This is a genomic window from Acidovorax sp. Leaf78, from assembly GCF_001422735.1.
GTDB lineage: Bacteria > Pseudomonadota > Gammaproteobacteria > Burkholderiales > Burkholderiaceae_C > Acidovorax.
The window spans coordinates 139215-157221 of record NZ_LMLZ01000002.1 but is presented as its reverse complement, the minus strand read 5'-3'; the positions used below and the strand labels follow the sequence as shown (position 1 = coordinate 157221).

The 18007-nt window shown below is 62.0% G+C and carries 15 protein-coding genes; 12 read left to right on the top strand and 3 right to left on the bottom strand.

Annotated elements, in window-relative coordinates:
* Positions 1 to 67: 67 nt before the first annotated feature.
* The 7 genes from ASF16_RS03815 to ASF16_RS03785 all read left to right on the top strand — a co-directional run bounded on the left by ASF16_RS03815 (position 68) and on the right by ASF16_RS03785 (position 9486).
* Entirely contained in the window at positions 68 to 982 is a 915-nt protein-coding gene (locus ASF16_RS03815; RefSeq protein WP_056162959.1) for an STM4015 family protein, read from the top strand.
* A gap of 13 nt (positions 983 to 995) precedes the next feature.
* Positions 996 to 2063 carry an STM4014 family protein gene (locus ASF16_RS03810; protein WP_156371924.1) on the top strand — a complete coding sequence of 356 codons (1068 nt, stop codon included), beginning with the start codon at positions 996 to 998 and terminating at the stop codon, positions 2061 to 2063.
* A gap of 4 nt (positions 2064 to 2067) precedes the next feature.
* Positions 2068 to 2880 carry an STM4013/SEN3800 family hydrolase gene (locus ASF16_RS03805; protein ID WP_200926859.1) on the top strand — a complete coding sequence of 271 codons (813 nt, stop codon included), beginning with the start codon at positions 2068 to 2070 and terminating at the stop codon, positions 2878 to 2880.
* Entirely contained in the window at positions 2874 to 4214 is a 1341-nt protein-coding gene (locus ASF16_RS03800; protein WP_056162952.1) for an STM4012 family radical SAM protein, read from the top strand. Before ASF16_RS03805 ends, ASF16_RS03800 begins: the two co-directional genes overlap by 7 nt.
* Positions 4208 to 5056: an STM4011 family radical SAM protein gene (locus ASF16_RS03795; RefSeq protein WP_056162951.1), complete on the top strand. Its 849-nt coding sequence runs from the start codon at positions 4208 to 4210 to the stop codon at positions 5054 to 5056. The genes ASF16_RS03800 and ASF16_RS03795 overlap by 7 nt, the downstream gene beginning before the upstream one ends.
* Entirely contained in the window at positions 5053 to 5607 is a 555-nt protein-coding gene (gene cysC, locus ASF16_RS03790) for an adenylyl-sulfate kinase (RefSeq protein WP_056162949.1), read from the top strand. The genes ASF16_RS03795 and cysC overlap by 4 nt, the downstream gene beginning before the upstream one ends.
* 153 nt (positions 5608 to 5760) lie before the next feature.
* Positions 5761 to 9486 (top strand): DEAD/DEAH box helicase, encoded by a 3726-nt coding sequence (locus tag ASF16_RS03785; protein ID WP_235507246.1) that lies wholly within the window; start codon positions 5761 to 5763, stop codon positions 9484 to 9486.
* A gap of 208 nt (positions 9487 to 9694) precedes the next feature.
* Here the strand turns inward: ASF16_RS03785 and ASF16_RS25880 are convergent, their stop codons facing one another.
* The 3 genes from ASF16_RS25880 to ASF16_RS25250 are packed head-to-tail and all read right to left on the bottom strand — an operon-like array spanning position 9695 to position 12158.
* Complete coding sequence (locus ASF16_RS25880) at positions 9695 to 10282, bottom strand: hypothetical protein (protein WP_156371920.1); 588 nt, start codon at positions 10280 to 10282, stop codon at positions 9695 to 9697.
* Positions 10279 to 10998 (bottom strand): hypothetical protein, encoded by a 720-nt coding sequence (locus tag ASF16_RS25875; RefSeq protein WP_156371918.1) that lies wholly within the window; start codon positions 10996 to 10998, stop codon positions 10279 to 10281. Before ASF16_RS25875 ends, ASF16_RS25880 begins: the two co-directional genes overlap by 4 nt.
* Positions 10999 to 11027: 29 nt before the next feature.
* Entirely contained in the window at positions 11028 to 12158 is a 1131-nt protein-coding gene (locus ASF16_RS25250; RefSeq protein ID WP_082516727.1) for an AP2/ERF family transcription factor, read from the bottom strand.
* Between the two features lie 272 nt (positions 12159 to 12430).
* Here ASF16_RS25250 and ASF16_RS03770 point away from each other — a divergent pair, with 272 nt between their 5' ends.
* From ASF16_RS03770 to ASF16_RS25240, 5 genes are read left to right on the top strand one after another with little or no spacing between them, the layout of a single operon-like run.
* Positions 12431 to 14788 carry a type VI secretion system Vgr family protein gene (locus ASF16_RS03770; protein ID WP_056162940.1) on the top strand — a complete coding sequence of 786 codons (2358 nt, stop codon included), beginning with the start codon at positions 12431 to 12433 and terminating at the stop codon, positions 14786 to 14788.
* Positions 14778 to 15386, top strand: coding sequence for a DUF6484 domain-containing protein (locus ASF16_RS03765; RefSeq protein WP_156371916.1), 609 nt, complete (start codon positions 14778 to 14780; stop codon positions 15384 to 15386). Before ASF16_RS03770 ends, ASF16_RS03765 begins: the two co-directional genes overlap by 11 nt.
* 16 nt (positions 15387 to 15402) lie before the next feature.
* Positions 15403 to 16509 (top strand): DUF2169 domain-containing protein, encoded by a 1107-nt coding sequence (locus ASF16_RS25245; protein WP_162241050.1) that lies wholly within the window; start codon positions 15403 to 15405, stop codon positions 16507 to 16509.
* A gap of 1 nt (position 16510) precedes the next feature.
* Positions 16511 to 17593, top strand: a complete 1083-nt coding sequence (locus ASF16_RS25870; RefSeq protein ID WP_156371914.1) for a hypothetical protein — start codon at positions 16511 to 16513, stop codon at positions 17591 to 17593.
* Positions 17594 to 17602: 9 nt separating this feature from the next.
* Positions 17603 to 17995: a DUF4150 domain-containing protein gene (locus ASF16_RS25240; RefSeq protein ID WP_082516725.1), complete on the top strand. Its 393-nt coding sequence runs from the start codon at positions 17603 to 17605 to the stop codon at positions 17993 to 17995.
* Positions 17996 to 18007: the final 12 nt, after the last annotated feature.

Here is an 18007-nt window from a genome sequence, read left to right as displayed (position 1 = left end):
GTATTCGTTTAAAGGGCGAAAGTCCCGCAGCTTTTTATTTCATTTATGCACCCTGGGGAGGGCACTTGTGACGATTTCGGAACGCACCGAAGTATTTTTCGGTAAGACAGTTCAGGACTACCAAGGTGGGGTACCCGCTGGTGGAAGCGGAGTAGTTCATCGACTGACGCTCGACTACGACGATTCGCGCAGCCTGCTGGAACTGCTGGAAGAGTACCTCTCGAAGATTGATCAGGGGCAGCTAGAGGCGCTTGTCATCGGAGCGTGGGGCGAACCTCACGACAACAGTCCCAATGAAGCGCTGGATCGACTGATTGAACTGGCGCCCCAGTTGCCAAACTTCAAGGCGCTGTTTGTGGGCGACATGACCTATGAGGAGTGCGAGATCTCCTGGATCATTCAAGGCACGCGCTACAACCATCTGCTGCAGGCTTTTCCGCGGTTGGAGGCATTGCGCATCCGCGGATCCACTTCGCTGGAGTTGTCGCCGGTTTCCCATGCCGGATTGCGTGAATTGGTGATTGAGAGTGGCGGACTGCCACGGGAGATTGCCCAGGCGCTCGCTCAGTCAGAGCTACCGGCTCTGGAGAAGCTGGAGCTTTGGCTGGGTGATGACAACTATGGCTTCGAGGGCGATGTAGCGTTGTACCGTCAGGTGCTGCAGAAGCTGCGCACCCCGGCACTGCACGTGCTGGGTCTGCGCGACTCGCAGATCGCCGACGAACTGGCCATCTGGCTGGCCGGCGAGGCGTGGGTCGCGTCACTGGACACGCTGGACCTGTCGCTGGGCACGCTCGGCGATAAGGGCGCACAGGCACTGCTGGCGAGCCCGCACACTGCGGCGTTGAAGAAGCTGGACCTGTCGCACCACTATATCTCCGAAGCGCTGCAGGGAAAGCTGCGCGCCGCGATCCCCGGCGTCGTGCTTGACGACGCGCAGGGAGCCGCAGACAACGACCGCTACGTGGCCGTTGGCGAATAGGCCGGGAAGCTGCGTGCATCGCTGGGTGGTGCTGGGCGTAGCCGGCAGCAAGCGCACGCGCGGGCTGATGGCGGCCGCCGCGATCGCGCGTGTGTCCGTACAGCTTGTCGAATGGCGAGACTGGCTGGCCGCGCCCGATCGCCTAGCCCAGGCGCTGCGGGTACCGTGCCGGTTCAAGATCGAGCCGCCAGGCGACGACCCGCAGGTGCACCTCGCGTTGCTGCACCGTGGCTGTGAGAGCCTGGGCCGGCCGCTGTGCGCAGCACCCGAGAGCGGCGAACTGGCGGCGGTCGACGCCTGGTTTGCGGGTTTTCAGTGGACGATGCAGCAGCTAGCGGCACTGCTTGCCGCGCAGCCGCAGGCCAGCGTCGTGAATGCGCCTGACGACATCATCGCGATGACCGACAAACTGCATTGCCAGCAACGCTTGCGCGAGCAGGGGCTTGCCACCGCAGCGCTGCTGGGGCCGGTGCAAGGCTATGACCATCTTGTCGACTTGCTGGACCACCATAGTCTGGACCGCGTGTTCGTCAAGGCGCGCTACGGGTCCTCAGCTGCCGGTGTGGTGGCCTACCGGCGCGCCGCAGGCCGCCAGCAGGCCACCACGTCGGCGCAACTGCATGCCGATGGCCTGCGGCTGTTCAATGTCAAGCGCGTGTGCAGCTATCAGGGGCTCGACGATGTGCGCCGTGTCATCGACCTGGTGGCCGCGCAGGGGGCCTACGTGGAGGCCTGGCTTTCCAAGCCCCGCTCCGGCGCGGGCCACTTCGACCTGCGCGTCGTCACCTTCGGCGCGCGTGCGGCGCACCGTGTGGCGCGCGTGAGCGGGAGGACTCTGACCAACCTGCACCTGGACAGCGCACGCGCCGATCCGGCGCAACTGCTGCCTGCGCACGATCTCGGCGTGATGGAGGCGACCGCCGAGCAGGCGGCCCGCGTGTTCCCGCGCGCCGCCGTCGTCGGCTTCGACCTGGTCGTGCGGCAAGGCACGGCGCGCGTGCTGGAGGCCAATGCCTTCGGCGACCTGCTGCCCGGCCTGCTCTGGCAGGGTCGCGATACCTATGCCACCGCGCTGGCCTGACGCGATGACGACCAATCCAGACATGAACGGCGTGGTGGGCACGCACGATATTGTGATCATCACGCTGGACACGCTGCGTTTTGACGTCGCCCAGGCAGCGTTCGAGCGCGGCGAACTGCCAGTGCTGGCGCGCCACCTGCTGCCCAGCGGCTGGGAGCGGCGTCACTCGCCGAGCAGTTTCACGTACGCCGCGCACCAAGCTTTCTTCGCGGGCTATCTGCCCACGCCGGCGTCGCCCGGGCGGCATGCGCGGCTGTTTGCGAGTGCCTTCCGCGGTAGCGAGACCACCGGGCGACACACGTTCGCGTTTGACGAGGCCTCGATACCGGAGGCGCTGACCGCGCGCGGCTATCACACCGTGTGCATCGGCGGCGTCGGCTTCTTCAACCAGCAGAACGCGCTGGGCCGTGTGTTGCCAGGGCTGTTCGCCGAGAGCCATTGGAACCCCGCATTGGGTGTGGGCCGGCGCGATTCGACCCGGCGGCAGGTGGCGCTGGCGGTGGAGCGGCTCCACGCCACTGACGGCCGGGTGCTGCTGTTCATCAACGTCTCGGCCATCCACTCGCCCAACCGGGCCCACCTGCCGGGTGCCGAGGAAGACTCGCTGGCCACCCATGCCGCCGCGCTGCGCAGCGTCGACGCCGCTCTGGCGCCGTTGTTCGAGGTTTGCGCCGCGCGCGCGCCGACCTTTGTCATCGTCTGTTCCGACCACGGCACTGCCTATGGCGAGGACGGCCATCATGGTCACCGTGTCGGACACGACATCGTGTGGACCGTGCCCTACGCACATTTTTTTCTTGGGAATTCCGCATGCTGAAGACGCTGTCACTGGCCGAGGCGATGCGCCATGGGGCCTACCAGGCGTACTCGTACAGCTATCCGCACAAGAGCGCCTACCGCATGCTGGACACTCCGCGCGCGTTGGACGCATTGTGGGCCACGCAGGACCGCTCGGCGCTTTTTGCGTATGTGCATGTGCCGTTCTGCACGATGCGCTGCGGCTTCTGCAACCTGTTCGCGATGGCGCTGCCGGACGACGCGCTGGTGGACGCCTATGTAGACGCCGTGCTGCGGCAGATGCAGGTGATGGACCGTGTGCTCGGCGAGCGACGCTTCGCACGGCTGGCACTGGGCGGCGGCACGCCGAGCTTCCTGTCGGCTGGACAGCTCGAGCGCCTCTACGCGGGCGCACAGCGCTGGCTGGGCATCGACCTGGCTGCCACGCCGTCGGGCATTGAGGTGTCGCCAGAGACGGTCACGCGCGAGCGCCTGCAGGTGTGCCGCGCGATGGGCGTGCGGCGCGTCAGCATGGGCATACAGAGTTTTGCCGACGCAGAAATGCGCGCGCTGGCGAGACCGCAGCAAGGCCGCATCGTCAATGAGGCAATCACGGAGATACGCCGCGCCGGCTTCGAGGTGATGAACCTGGACCTCATCTACGGCATCGCCGGCCAGACGGCCGCGAGCTGGCTGGCGTCGCTGGAGAGCGCTCTTGCCTTTGCGCCGGAGGAGCTCTATCTGTACCCGCTCTACGTGCGTGCGCAGACGGGCCTGGGCAAGCTGTCCATCCGGCAAGCCGAAGCTAGCGGTGCCGACCAGCGCCAGGCGCTGTACGCCATTGCGCGCGACCGGCTGCGTGCAGCCGGCTACCGGCAAGTCTCCATGCGCATGTTCCGTGCGCCGCACGCGCCACAGGACGACGGCCCGGTCTACTGCTGCCAGGACGACGGCATGGTGGGATTGGGCGCAGGCGCGCGCTCCTATACGAGCACGCTGCACTGGTCCGGCGACTATGCCGTGGCACGCGCCGCCACGCGTTCCATCGTCGAGAACTTCATTGCACAGGACGACACTCAGTTCGCGCAGGCGGTCTATGGCTTCGAGCTGGATGGCGAGGAGCAGCGCCGCCGCTACGTCATCCAGTCGCTTCTGACTGAGCCCGGCTTGTCGCTAGCGGCTTACGAGCAGCGTTTTGGCAGTGCAGCGCTCGACGATCTGCCGCAACTGCAGGAGCTTGTCGCGCTCGAACTCGCGCACGACGACAGCGCGCTGCTTGCACTGAACGACCGCGGCACGGCCTATGCCGACACCATCGGACCCTGGCTGGCGTCGGCGCGTGTGCAAGAGGGCATGGCGAGCGACGCATGCTGACGCTGCTCTACCGCGGCAGTTTGGAGAGTTGCAACTACACCTGCAACTACTGCCCCTTCGCCAAGCGCCGCGACACGCGGGCCACGCTCGCGCGTGACGCGGCCGAGGTGGCGCGTTTCGTCGGCTGGGCGGCAAGCCAGACGCGACCATTGCGCGTGCTGTTCACCCCCTGGGGCGAGGCGCTGGTGCGGCGGCACTACCGCGAGGCCATGCTGGCGCTGGCCGCACTGCCGCACCTGTCGCAGGTGGCGCTGCAGACCAACCTGTCGGGCCCGCTGGCTTGGCTGGCCGATGCACCCGCTGGCAAGCTGTCGCTGTGGTGCACCTACCACCCGGGGCAGACGACGCTGGCACGCTTCGTCGAACGCACGCGGCGACTGGACACCATGGGCATACGGTATTCCGTCGGCGTCGTGGCGCGGCATGAGCATTTCGAGGCGATCCGTGACCTGCGCACCGCATTGCCTGGCAGCAACATCTGGCTCAATGCCTACGATCGCCGCGGACCTGGCTACTACAGCGAGCGTGATCTCGCGTGGCTGGAGGGCTTAGACCCGTGGTTTCCGCTTCAGCACAAACCGCCGCCGTCGCGCGGCGTTGCATGCCGGGCCGGCTCGGAAGTGCTATCGGTGGACGGCGAGGGAGAGCTACAGCGCTGCCACTTCATCCCGACCCGCATGGGCAACCTCTATGTCGATGCGCTGGACGAAGTGCTGCAGGAAAAGCGTTGCAGCCGCCTGCGCTGCGACTGCTTCATCGGCTATGCCCACCGGCGCGACCTGCCGCTGCACGAGCAGTTCGGTGACGGACTGCTGGCGCGCATTCCCATAGCGGCGGCGTGACGGTCATCTGGTTCACCGGTCGCCCCGCGGCGGGCAAGACCACTATCGCGACGGCGGTGGTGGCAGAGCTGCAAGCGTCGGGGCAGTTGGTACAACTGCTCGATGGCGACCAACTGCGTCGAGACCCCAGCCGAGACTTGACTTTTTCTCAAGCCGACCGCGATGAGCAGGTGCGTCGGGTGGCTGAATACGCACGCGATCTTGCCGACGCGGGCGTCATCGCAGTGGTTGCGCTCGTCTCGCCATTTAGTGCGGCGCGCGCCCACGCGCGGGCGCTGTGCGAGCCCCATGCATTCTTGGAAGTGCATGTCGACACGCCGATCGAGGTTGCCGAAGCGCGCGATCCCAAGGGGCTGTATCGGCGCGCTCGGCGCGGCGAGATCGAGAACTTCACAGGCATCGATTCGCCCTATGAGGCTCCTGAGCAACCCGATCTCAGGCTGGATGGTGCTGGGATGTCGCTGGACCTGCAGGTAGTGCAGGTGGTTCAGATGTTGCAGCGCTGTACTCCCAGCTTTGGCAAAGATACTGATGAAAACGGCCCTGACTAGAGAACCGGTGATGCTCTTTTTGTGGCTACGCAAGCGCCTTTACGCAAGGAAAATCCGTTTGAAAAGTACATCGACGGGAGTCGATTGCTCGCAATCCTTATGGATTGGAACTGCGTATGGGGCCAGTGGTGCTCACAGCTTGAGGCCAACTTGATGATCTACGCGGTGGTTTGCGACTGTGCATACCTCGCCGAGCAGTCCTGCAGTTTATGCGCCATGTCAGCCAAGATAAGTAACAGGGAAGAACGACACATGAAGCCTACGGCCGACACGACGGCGACGAAAAGCGCTATTTCAGCGTGCCAGTTCTGGTTGGGCTTGGAATACATGAATCTCGCAGGCGCGCCCGATACCGACGAGCGCAGAAACGTGTTCGGGGTTCGTACCGACACCGACCTGCCCTGGAATTTTCCGTCACGCCAAGCCAGCTTGCGAGGCCGCGGAAATCGCTACAAGGGGCAGATTGCCTATTGTGGGCTGTATGCCAAGAGAGACTATGTGCTGTCGCTGCAAAAGGTGCTGGGGCAGGACATAACGGACCCGCGGGCGCTGCGTGTGTCCGGCGACGGTGCGGTGTTGCTGATCCCGCTGGACGACACTGGGCGTGTATGTGGCGAAGTCTTCATCTCATCGCTGCCTTGGATGATGGCACGGCTGCGGGACGTCGTGCTGCCAGCGCAGGATGCCGCACAAGTCTCAGCGTTCTCCGGCTTCGATGACTTCATGAATGGCCTGATGAGCGAAGTGAGCGACCTGCTCGTTCAACTGCAATTAACTCGCGACGCCGACGCGCGGACGCCGGAGACTTTGACGGGCGAGGTCCAGGACGGCATGTTGCGCGGGCCGCGGGACATGCGTCCGCTGGCGCTCGATCATGTGCACAAGATACTCGCGCTGATCTGGCGTCGCAGCGGTTGGCAGCCAGATTGGGCGCCCTACTCGCAGTCTGGTGACGAAGCTGGTGCTGAAGCGGTCGGACCACGTAGTCACTTGGCCCGCTTCAAAGTCGTCACGCTGACCCGATACAAAGAGCGCAGGATCGACCTGGGTGCGATGAATTCGATGGTCGCAGTCGACGTGGAGCGCGTGCGACGGCTGCTTGTCGACGGCGCCCCGTTGGGCGCGGCGTTGCGCAGCTACCTGAAGCTCGACACAGCGCCGCAGCGTTTGGACCTGCGCGATGGCGATCCGGATGGTGGCATGGGCGTCTTCGTGGATGCGCTGCGGCCCACGCGCCTGCCTGCAGGCGCTTGGCCGGACTTCCCCCTTGTTACGGCCCAGCAGTTTGCCGTGAATGCGTCGCGCGTCGTCCTGGAGGACGGCGGCTTGTACGGCGTCAATGGACCGCCGGGCACCGGCAAGAGCACATTGCTGCGCGATGTGGTGGCAGACACCATCGTCACCAAGGCGGAACTGCTGGCCGGTTATGACGACCCACTGTCGGCATTTTCTGCGTCCCGGGAGATCGACGGCCACAAGTACCCCTACTGGACTCTGGATGCGGCGCTGCACGGCCATGGCGTGGTGGTGACGTCGTCCAACAACGGCGCGGTGGAGAACGTCATCAACGACTTGCCCAAGCGCTCCAAGCCGATGGACGCTGCCGGTCTCTCATATTTCAGCGCCGTGTCCGACTCCATTGCAGCACCGCCGAAAGCTGAGCAGCGGGCCGACGGCAGCAGTTGGGGCTTGGTGGCCGCCTTGCTGGGCAGCGGCGAGAAGAAGCGCGCATTCCTGAGTCGCTTCTGGTTTGAGGCCGCGCCAAAAGACCCGGCGAACCCTGACCCCTTGCGCCTGCGCAGCCTGCGCGGCCTGATTGGGCAGGGCGACCACGGTGCATCGGCATGGGCCCCGGCTCGAAAGGCCTTTCGGCAGGCACTGCAGCGCTGCCGCGAGCGAGCGCAGGACGTCGAAGACTACGCGGCGCTGCTGCATCGGTGTCAGGCGCTGCGCGCGCAAGTCGAGGCGGCTGCCGTGCAGCTTGGAGCATTACAGCATGCCCGGGAGGCCGGCGCGGACGAAGAGAGGTGCTTGCGCGGTGCCACGGAGCGCGCTGCGCAAAGGCTGGCGGCGCGCCGCGCGTTCACGATAGTGCGTGAGACGCAAGGCGCTGCGAGTCAGGCGCTACTTGAGGCACAAGCCACGCTGGCCCCAGGGGCGGCGGACGCCGCGCGGCAAGCGCAGTTGGAAGTGGACATGGCTGTGCGCCAGACGGAGCTGACGCTGGCCACCAAGCCGGGTTTCTGGGACAACCTGTTCCACCGAGGCGCAAGCCGGGCATGGGCCACCCGCATGCAGGCCACGGGCGATCACGAGATGGCGGCCCGGCGCCGCCTGGCAGACGCGTCGTCGGCGCTGGCGGCGGCGCAATCGGCGATGGAGCAGTACCGTGCCGCCGAGCAGCAGCGAGAAACCAGTGCCGCCGCACTCGCGCGTGCCGTTCAAGCCTTGCAGGCCGCGGGACTCGGCGAGGACGACGATGCTGCCGCGCTCCTGCACGATCACAGCAGCCTCACGCAGCGGCTTGCGACTGCGCAGGCCCAGGTCCGGCAGGCCGAAGCCGACGTGGGCGCCGCCGCGCAGGCGCGGGCTCGATCGCAGACCGATCTCACCGCCGCCGAGCACCGCCTGGCGTCAATGGAGTCGCGATTTGCGGATCTGCCGGACACCTTCCCGGCCACAACCCAACTGGCCAAGCTGTCCGACGAGGACCTGCAGCGCTGCGTGGCGTTCAACGATCCGCTGCTGCAGGCCTTGCGCGTCGAGGTGTTCCGCGCCGCGATGGCGCTTACCGAATCATTCGTCGTGGCCGCCTGGAAGCGCTTAGGACCCACGCTGAGCGCCTTCGTCGACCTGCAGTCGGGTAAGCTGTCTGTCGTGCAGGCCGCCGCTGCCGCGCCGCATCTGTGGAACGCCTTCTTCCTTGTCGTGCCGGTGGTCTCGAGCACCTTCGCTTCGTTCGACAAATTGTTCGCCAGCCTCGGGCAGGAAGCCCTGGGGTTGCTCTTGATCGACGAGGCCGGGCAGTCCACCCCGCAGAACGCCGTTGGCGCCATCTGGCGCTCTCGGCGCGTCATCGCCGTCGGCGACCCGCTGCAGCTGGAGCCCGTCGTGCCCCAGCCCGTCGATGCTCTGGCCGCCTGGCGGCAGTGGCTGGGGGCAGAGCTGGCCTGGGCGCCACCGCGGTGCTCCGTGCAGACGCTGGCGGACGGCTGCACGCCCTACGGTACCTACCTGGGCAGCAGCGACATAGCCGAGGATTCGCTGTGGGTAGGCAGCCCGCTGCGCGTACACCGGCGCTGTCTGAACCCCATGTTCCGGGCCGCCAACGAGATCGTTTATGCGCACTTGATGGTGCATGGCGTGGTTGACGACACGGCATCCGAGGACTGGGTTGGACCGAGCCGATGGTTCGACATATGCGGTGCCTCGGTGGGGCATTGGGTCCCCGATCAGGGTGACTTCGCGCACGATCTAATCTTGCGGCTACTCGACACCGCGCAACTTCGCGGCGAGTTGAGGAACCGTAACGGCGCCTTCCACATCAATGTCATCACGCCCTACCGGGACGTCGCTGTCGGGTTCAAGTCTCTGTTGCACGAGAGCCACTTAGCGCGTGAGGAAAAAATTCACGAAATGGCTGGTACGGTGCACACGTTTCAGGGTAAGGAGGCCGACGTGGTGATCCTGCTGCTCGGGGGCAATACCGACAGCCCTCAGGCCATCGCCTCGTTCGCAGGCGACGAGCAAAGTCCCAACCTTCTCAATGTCGCCCTGACCCGCGCCAAGAAGAGGCTTTACGTCGTTGGCGACAAGGCGCTGTGGGTGCACAACAGCGCAACATTCCGTCGGCTCGCGCAAATCTTGGACGAGGCGTAGCGATCAAGTACTACATCCAGGGGACGCTGAGTACGTAAGTCTCGGGCTATACATAGATCCCACGTTGTGTTGCTGTTGACCACTGTCCTCACCGCACGTAGATACTTGCGGCTGCCTCCTGTGCTGGAGCGCTTGGTGGGGCACGCAGATTGAAGCTTCCATCAAATTCAAGTTCTTTTGGCATGGACTCGCTTTCTCGCCCTCGACTTCAATCGACGCTACGGCGCTCCACGACCTGTCCCGTTTCAACCGAAATCGCGACTCTCTCAGTGAAGAACTGGAAAACAACCAACACCCCGGAAGCTCCAGGTCTTTGATCTGATGCGCCATCGGTGTTGTAAAGAATTCGATAGTTCATCCAGCCACAACGTCCATTCCACCGTGAAGTACAAAACGAATCGTAGACATTCTGTAGGGCCGCAGTGTCAACATCGGTGCCCGACTTGCGGCTTTGTCGGATCTGCTCACGCAGCCCTTGCGCTTGGCTGAACACCAGATGGCTGACGATGAGGCCGCAGGCCACGCTCGCAAAGTACGTCCCGATCAGACTGACCGATACTTGATGGCTTCGCAATGTGGCAAAGACGCTGTGGCGCTTCAAAAGTCCTGACACGACCGCTGCCGCGGTCCAAAGCAGTGCAAGAAAAGAAACTGCCAGCCCAGCCAAAGGTGCCTGCAAAATCAAGTCAACCCATACTGCGGCAGCCAACAAACACCCTGCAGGTAGCCAGAAAGCGCGCAAGTGAGAAGCGCTCTTGGGTTTGCTGTGCGCTGCCTCGGCGACGTCCCTTGTCATTTGCGTGAGAACTTGTGCGTCATGGCTGCCTCGCAAGCGGCCTGTGGAGTCATACCAAGTTGGTGGTACGAGTTACCAAGTTGGCCCCACTTTTCGGTGAAATCGGGATTGCTGGAACCTGCTTTGCCGAGCAACGCTTCGGCTCCCGGCACGTTCATACGGGCTTTCTGCAACAGCTTTTTGCCGGCGATGGCCATCGTCTGCGAGCCTGGAAAAACATTCCAGAACCCCTCTGCCGCCATTGCGAAGCGTTCAGCGGCGGCCAAGTTGTTGTCATATCGATCAAGTCCCTCTTCGCGTCGCGCAGCCAGCCAGAGACCTGGGGTCTGGTACTCGCCGGCATTGGACAGAGCAGCGCGAAGCCAAGTCCTCACGTGTTCATCCGTATCAGCGATGCGCTTGAGGCTCTGCTCGTTGCCCCAATGGGGCTTGTCGCCAACTGCAGGCGAACTGGTTGACGCTGATACCCCTGGGGCAGATTTCTGCTGGGACTTGTTGCCGTGGCTCGAATCTGAAGGCATGCTGCGCGCCGGTGCGGGGTAGCGCTGCGAAGAGCGTCGCGATTCCGCGTCAGTCGAGTGCGTTCCTAAAGGAGTTGGAGTGTGCCCCTTGCCAATGAAGCTGTGCGATGGTTCGTGCAGGCGGATTTTGGAGAACTCGCCATTGCTGTCGTGCTCATTGGTGCCCAACGGGCCTGGGCGTACAAATTCGGTCATGGATTTTTACTCAACGGCAAGACGCCACATCAGTGTTTGACAGTTCGTGACCTAGGCGCACGGGGCAGCCTATCAGCCGCTGTGGTGCCTGTTTGTGCAACGCGCTTGGCTGGTGGCTCGCGCAGCCACTCTTGGCACTGCGCATCCGCAAGTGTGCGTGCTCCGTCCTCGCCGTAGCGCGTCACGCTGAATGTAGCGGTACGCTGATGCCCATCGCCTGGGAAGCGATAGGTCACTTGCCAGTAAGCCAAACTTCGTCCATCGGATCGTGATCGCTGGAGTTTGCGATGCATACTGCAAATCGGTTTACGGCTGGCTCGGCGTCCTTTTCTCGTCGCACCTTTCAAGGGCTTGTCGGGGGGATGTTGGTCCCATACGGCACGCTGGTCTACCGCCATCTGTCTGGAGACATCTTCCCCAAATCTTGTGACTGAGTAGGTGCGCCTTGTGATCCCCTTGTCCGGCCATCGGTATTCAGCGCCCCACATCGGGCTTTCCAGCAAAGTGCCATCGGGGCGCCGCCTTCGATAGATGAAACGGAAGACCCCCTGGACGTCGTTGCTCGGCCGCGATACTGCCGTGACCGAGCCAGATGTCAAAGGCACCACCACGTCGGTCACGAGACACTGCGGCGCAAGCGCCAACACCGGGTCGCATGGCGCGCGAAAAGTTTTTTGGTCCACTACGAGCGCGAGCATCTGTTTGCGCGCTTGCACCGCCAATTCAAAAGCCTGTTCAAAGCCATACTTCTTGACGCAAAACGACGCGGAGGTAGAACCCCCCTCGCTCAACCGAATGCTGGCGATCCACCGCTCCGACGCGCTGGTTTTGCTCAAGCGAACGCCAGGAATGCCGGAGTGGCAGTTGGCCCGCAAAATGACGTGGTTCTCCCGCTTGCTCACCATTGCGTGCTCACTGACCACCTTGTTACGGTATGCCAGTGCTGCGTGGATGGCCGCCTCGTCGCTTCCATAGCGCTTGACGGAAAAAGTCCTTGCAAACGAGCGCCCTCTACGGCTGAGGCATACCCGCCACGACACCCCACCTGCGCGTGATACCTGACGGTAAATCCCATAAAAGCGCGGCGAGCCTGTTGACGGCATCTTTCGCAGCAGATTCTGCCGATCAATAGGCTTCTGAGACAGCTTTGAATTTTTCACAGCAGCGCATCGGGAAAAAGGCGTACCGCATAAGGAGCCGGCTCCTCACGCGACTTGGAATTGTCGTGGCGCAGGAGCATACAAAAAGAATGAGGCCTGCAATATGTCTTCCACGATGTGGCGCGGTACTGTTGCGATCAGTTGCAAAAAATTGGCTCAATGCATGCAATCTCGCAACAAGTTACTTCATCTCCCGCTGCTAGCATCGCCCGGCCCCTTGGTATCGACGTGCGCGTTGTACCTATACCCACACCATCGACCTTTCGCTTTCCATGAGCCAACGCCGCACCAAGATCAACACCCCGCTGGGCGATACGCTGCAACTGCGCCAACTCCATGGCACGGAAGAACTCAGCAGGCTCTTTACCTTCAATGTGCAGGTGATCAGCGAGTCCAAAACCGTGGACCCCAAGGCGCTACTCGGTAAGTCGGCAACGGTCGAGGTGGAGACAGACGGCGGCGGTAAGCGGTATCTCAATGGCGTGATCAGCCGGTTTGGCATGCGGGGGCAGGACGCCTCCAAGTACAGTTACTTCCTGGAAATGCGTCCCTGGCTGTGGCTGGCCACACGCAAGACAGACTTCAAAATCTTTCAGAACATGACCGTGCCCGACATCATTCGTGATGTCCTGGGCAAGTACGGTGAGCCCATGGAGTTCCGGCTGACCAAGGCCTATCCATCCGTCGAGTACCTGGTTCAATACTCAGAAAGCGACTGCAACCTGGTGTGCCGCTTGGCAGAAGACCTGGGTATCTACTTTCACTTCAAACATTCCAGCGGCAGCCACACGTTGGTGTTCTGCGATGACACCATCAGCTCGCACGAGCCCATGGCCGGAGGCGGACTACCGTTCTATCCTCCTGAAAAGGCCGCGGTGGCCCGAGAGGAGAACCTGGATGACTGGGACTTCACGCAGGGATTGCGCTCGGGCAAAGTGGCGACGGACGATTTCGACTTCAAGAAGCCCCGCGCCGATCTGACCAATACGCGCAAAATGCCGCCGGGCCATGCCAACGACGGATTCGAGACCTATGAGTTTCCGGGGCAGTTTACGGAGTACGACCAAGGGGAGCACTACGCCAAGGTCCGCGTCGAAGAGCACATCGCCGCGCACGAGCGTGTAGCAGGCCAGGGCAACGCCAGAAACCTGGTGGGCGCCACAGGCTGCTTCATGACGCTGCGCAACTACCCGCGCGAAGACCAGAACGTGCAGCACTTGCTGATATCGGTCACTTACCACTTCACAGAGAACGTACAGGTGAGCGACGCAAGTGTGGGCTCCACACAGCGGTTTGCCCTCGAGGCATTGCCCACCACGCGGGCGTTCAGGCCCGCGCGTATTACGCCGAAGCCGCGCACACAGGGCTTGCAGACTGCCTGGGTGGTCGGCCCGCCTGGGGAAGAGATCTATTGCGACAAGTACGGCCGCGTCAAAGTGCAGTTCCACTGGGACCGCATCGGCGCGATGGACGAAAACTCCAGCTGCTGGATGCGGTTTTCCAGCAGTTGGGCAGGTTCGAACTTTGGTGCTATCGCCATACCGCGCATCCGCATGGAAGTGTTGGTGGACCACATCGACGCCAACCCGGACCGGCCCATCATCGTGGGCGTGGTCTACAACGCCGACAACATGCCCCCGTGGTCGCTGCCGGCCAACCAGACCCAATCGGGCATAAAGACCCGCTCAAGCAAAGGCGGTGCTGCGGGCGCCGGGATGAAGAACGGTCCAGGCGATGCCAACGCCCTGCGCTTTGAAGACAAGGCCGGGCAAGAGCAACTGTGGCTGCACGCGCAAAAAGACCAGCTGACCGAAGTCGAGAACGATGAAGAAAAGTGGGTGGGCCGCGACCGCGAGAAGACCATCGACCGGGACGAGACCAACACCATCCACCGGGACCGTACCGAGACGGTGGACCGCAACGAAAAGATCACCGTGCACGGCTGGCGCACGGAAGAGGTCGATGGCGACGAGACCATCACCATCCACAGCAACCGCAAGGAGCGGGTGGACCACAACGAGACCGTGGACATCGGCGACAACCAGACCTTCAAGATCGGCATCAACCGCACCAAAACGGTGGGCAAGAACGAGAAGGACAAGATCGGCAGCAACTGGTCCATCAAGGTGGGTAAGTTCAAGACCGAAACCGTCGGCATCGCCTACATGCAGAACGTCGGTGTGGGGCGCATGGAAAACGTGGGCGTTGTCTACAACCTGAACGTTGGCGCGGTGATGGCCACCCTGGTAGGCAAGGACCAGAGCACCAAGGTGGGCAGCGACAAGACCACCACCGTAGGCACCAAGTACGCACTCACGGTTGGCGGGGGCGGTGGGGGCTCGGGCGGAACTGCAGCCGGCGGCGCAGCAGGAGCCGGGGGCCCCAAGAACATCGTAGCGCCTTCGGGTGGTGCGGCTGGGAGTGGAGAAGGCGGTGGTGGTGGTGGCTCCAACATTTTCATGGATGCAGACTCCATCACCTTGAGCGTTGGAGCCAGCACCTTCGTCATGAAAAAGGATGGAACTGTCACGCTCAACGGGCACGACTTGACCGTGACCATGACAGGTGAGCAAGTGATCACCGCCGATGGAAATATCACCATGAAGGGAGCGAAGATCCTTGAAAACTAGTAGCCCCAAGCCCGCCGGCAACGCTTCGATAGCGCCGCTTTCCGACGACCTCGGGAGTTCTACGAAATCGGGCTCTCCGGATGCCGCGTTTCAGGCACTTTTGCACCAACAGACAGCCTCGCCTGACCGCTCAAAGGCGGCAGCTACTTCTTTGAAGGCTGAGGGCATTGCCATTGGTTACTTGAGCGGCGTTGACCCACAGACGCGCGAGATTCTCGTAGACATCCCCAGCTTGCAACTACAGGCAGTGGCCGCTGTCAGCATGGTGCAACTTGAAGCGCACCATGTGGGGCACGCTGTGGCCTTGGGTTTTGAAGGAGCCGATGCATACCGGCCAATCGTGTTGGGTTTGATGATGCACGGCACTCCGGCACAGCAGTATCAAACACAGGCCGGACAGTTCGATGCAGCTGGGATGCAGATAACGCACAACGGTCATAGAGTGGTGGTACAAGCCCAAAGCGAATTGGAGTTGCGCTGCGGCGAAGCGGTCATTCTCCTCTGTGAAGACGGGAGCATTCAGATACGCGGCACCTATGTGACCACACATGCTAGCGCCAGCAACCGCATACGCGGTGGTTCAGTGCAGATCAACTGACCAGGGGTTGGCAGACATGGATATCGTTCAGGGAAATCAGTTGCTACGCACTGAAGTCTTTCCCGCTTTGGATGTGCGGGGCCAAGAGCATTTGGTGGTGGTCACCAAGGGAACATGGACCTTGCCAGAACCGGGTCAAAGGCCAAGGCCCATTCCAGCAGGCCCTTTGGCGCATGCAGACGAACATTACGGTGAACCGGGTGCATCGGCAGTGCGCCACGCTGCTGACTTGGTGCGCTACAAGCCGCAATGCGACATTCTTTTTGATGCTTGCGCCCACAGTCCCGACGGACAGCCAATGATTGCGCTGGCCGTGCAGGCACAGGTGGGCGCGTGGCAAAAGCAGGTCAAAGTGTGGGGCCACCGCACTTGGAAGCGGTCACTCCTGAGCTACGAGCCATCCCCGCCCGAGCCGTTTGTAAGCATGCCTCTTCATCTGGGTTTGGGGTTCGGTGCCACCCGCACGTATGTCAAAAGTGGAGACACTTTGACAGAAGCTTTCGATGCCAATCCCGTGGGACTTGGTTGGGCTGGATCCCACACCATTGGCGAGATGGCAAACCAACCTATGCCATGTTTGGAGGCATTCGAAGATCCGGTAAGGCAACCTGACGGAGCACATTTTCCTATTGGACTGAACGCCATCAGCGCCAACGTCCCAGAGCGCAGCCAGTACGCTGGTACGTACGACGCGACATGGCGTCGTGATGTATTTCCGTTTTTGCCTGAAGACTTTGACGATCGATTTCATCAGAGCGCACCGGCCGATCAACGTGTGGCCTATTTGCAAGGCGGGGAGCAAGTACAGCTCGTGCACATGAATCCCAAACAGCCCCACATTCGCTTCAAGCTTCCGCCACTTAACCAGCTACAAGTGCGTATCTTGCGCAAAGACTACAGCGTTGAGATGCCAACTGTTCACGTCGACACCCTTTTCTTCGAGACGGAAGCGGCACGTTTTAGCGTGGTGTGGAGAGCCAGCGTGCCGATCCGTCGTCGTATCCAGGAATTCAACACCATCGCGGTGGGCCCGCTGGATGAACAGTGGTGGAGAGCGCGATCTCTGGGCCTGGATGAAAGCGACTGCACGAATTGCGGGCAACCAGCAAGGCAGGTGACTTGAAATGAAAAGCTCATGGATGGCGACCCTGCAAAACGGCGCCACCGATAAGACTTTGCGCGTTGCGTCGGTGGGTCTCTGCTGTTCAGTCGGTTACACCGCAAAGGCCGCCTCATGCGCCATGCGTGCAGGCATGGACCATTTTCAGGAGGGCGAATTTGTTACCTCCAACGGCGAGGCAATACGCGTAGCGAGGCTGCCCGACAACGAAACTTGGGGGACAGCACGTCTTGTGCGCTGGATGGCTCACGCTATCGATGACTGTCTGAGCCAAGGCGTGGTGCTGCAAGACACACGACTTTTGACCATTGTTTTGACTGCAGAAAATGATCGTTGTGCGATAGATCTGAGCCATCTCCAACAGCTAACTCTATCGAGCATTCCATCTGCGCAGCTGCATTCGAATTCTGAAATCGTGCGAACGGGCCGTGCAGGTTTGGCACCGGTTTTGGACAAAGCACACGAACTGTTGAGCGAAGGAGTTTGCAAGCAGGTTCTCGTGCTTGGCATTGACAGCTTCTTGAATGCTGAAACCGTCAACCACTATCTGCGGGCAGATCGATTGTTGGTGCCCGGCAATCGCGACGGGTTCATTCCGGGAGAAGCGGCGGCCGCCGTGCTACTCGAATTGGCTCCTCCCGACGTGCCAGGACTGCACATCGTGGGCTGGGGCCGTGGCGAAGAGCCTGGCCGTCCCGACGGGAGCGTGCCCAGCCGTGCTCAAGGCCTGAGCCGCGCATTGCGAACAGCCTTCGACCAAGCCGACATCGACTGCAACGACTTGGCATTTCGCATGAGCGATCAGAACGGGGAAGGTTTTTTTGCTGGCGAAGCTGCCAACGCATTTACGCGCGTGGCAGTGGACGGCGGCACTACCCCCATGGTGTACACCACTGCTGACTGTGCAGGCGAAGTCGGTGCAGCTACAGGCGCACTCATGCTCGCTTGGCTGCAGCACCTGCTGCCAAGGCCCGATGGGCCAGGCGATTGCGGAGTCATCCATCTAGCGAACGACGATGGGCTTCGAAGTGCCGTTGTGGTTCGTCACCAGCAAGCGCCGCGCGACAGGTCCATACCTGCACTTTGAAAGAGTTCAATGGAAACCCACGTTTACGCCAACGATGATGAGTTTTGCTCCCAAGCTGCTGATGGAGTTGCTGCCGCATGTTTTCCGGACGTATGCCACAGCCCACCAAAGCCACCCAAGATCGGCATTCCCGTCCCCTATCCCAACACCGCATATGCCCGCGATCTGGCAAACGGTAGCACCACCGTTTTCGTGTGCGGCACGCCCATCTGCAAAAAGGACGTGTCTTATCTGGCAACGAGTACCGGGAATGAGCCGGCCACCTATGCATTCAAGATGGGTGTCGTCAGCAACACCATCAAAGGACGCTGCTATTTCGTGGACTGGTCTCCTGACGTGAAAGTAGAAGGCCTGAACGTATGCAGACACACCGACCCCACTACACACAACCATAAAACCTGAGGGGGTACGGGA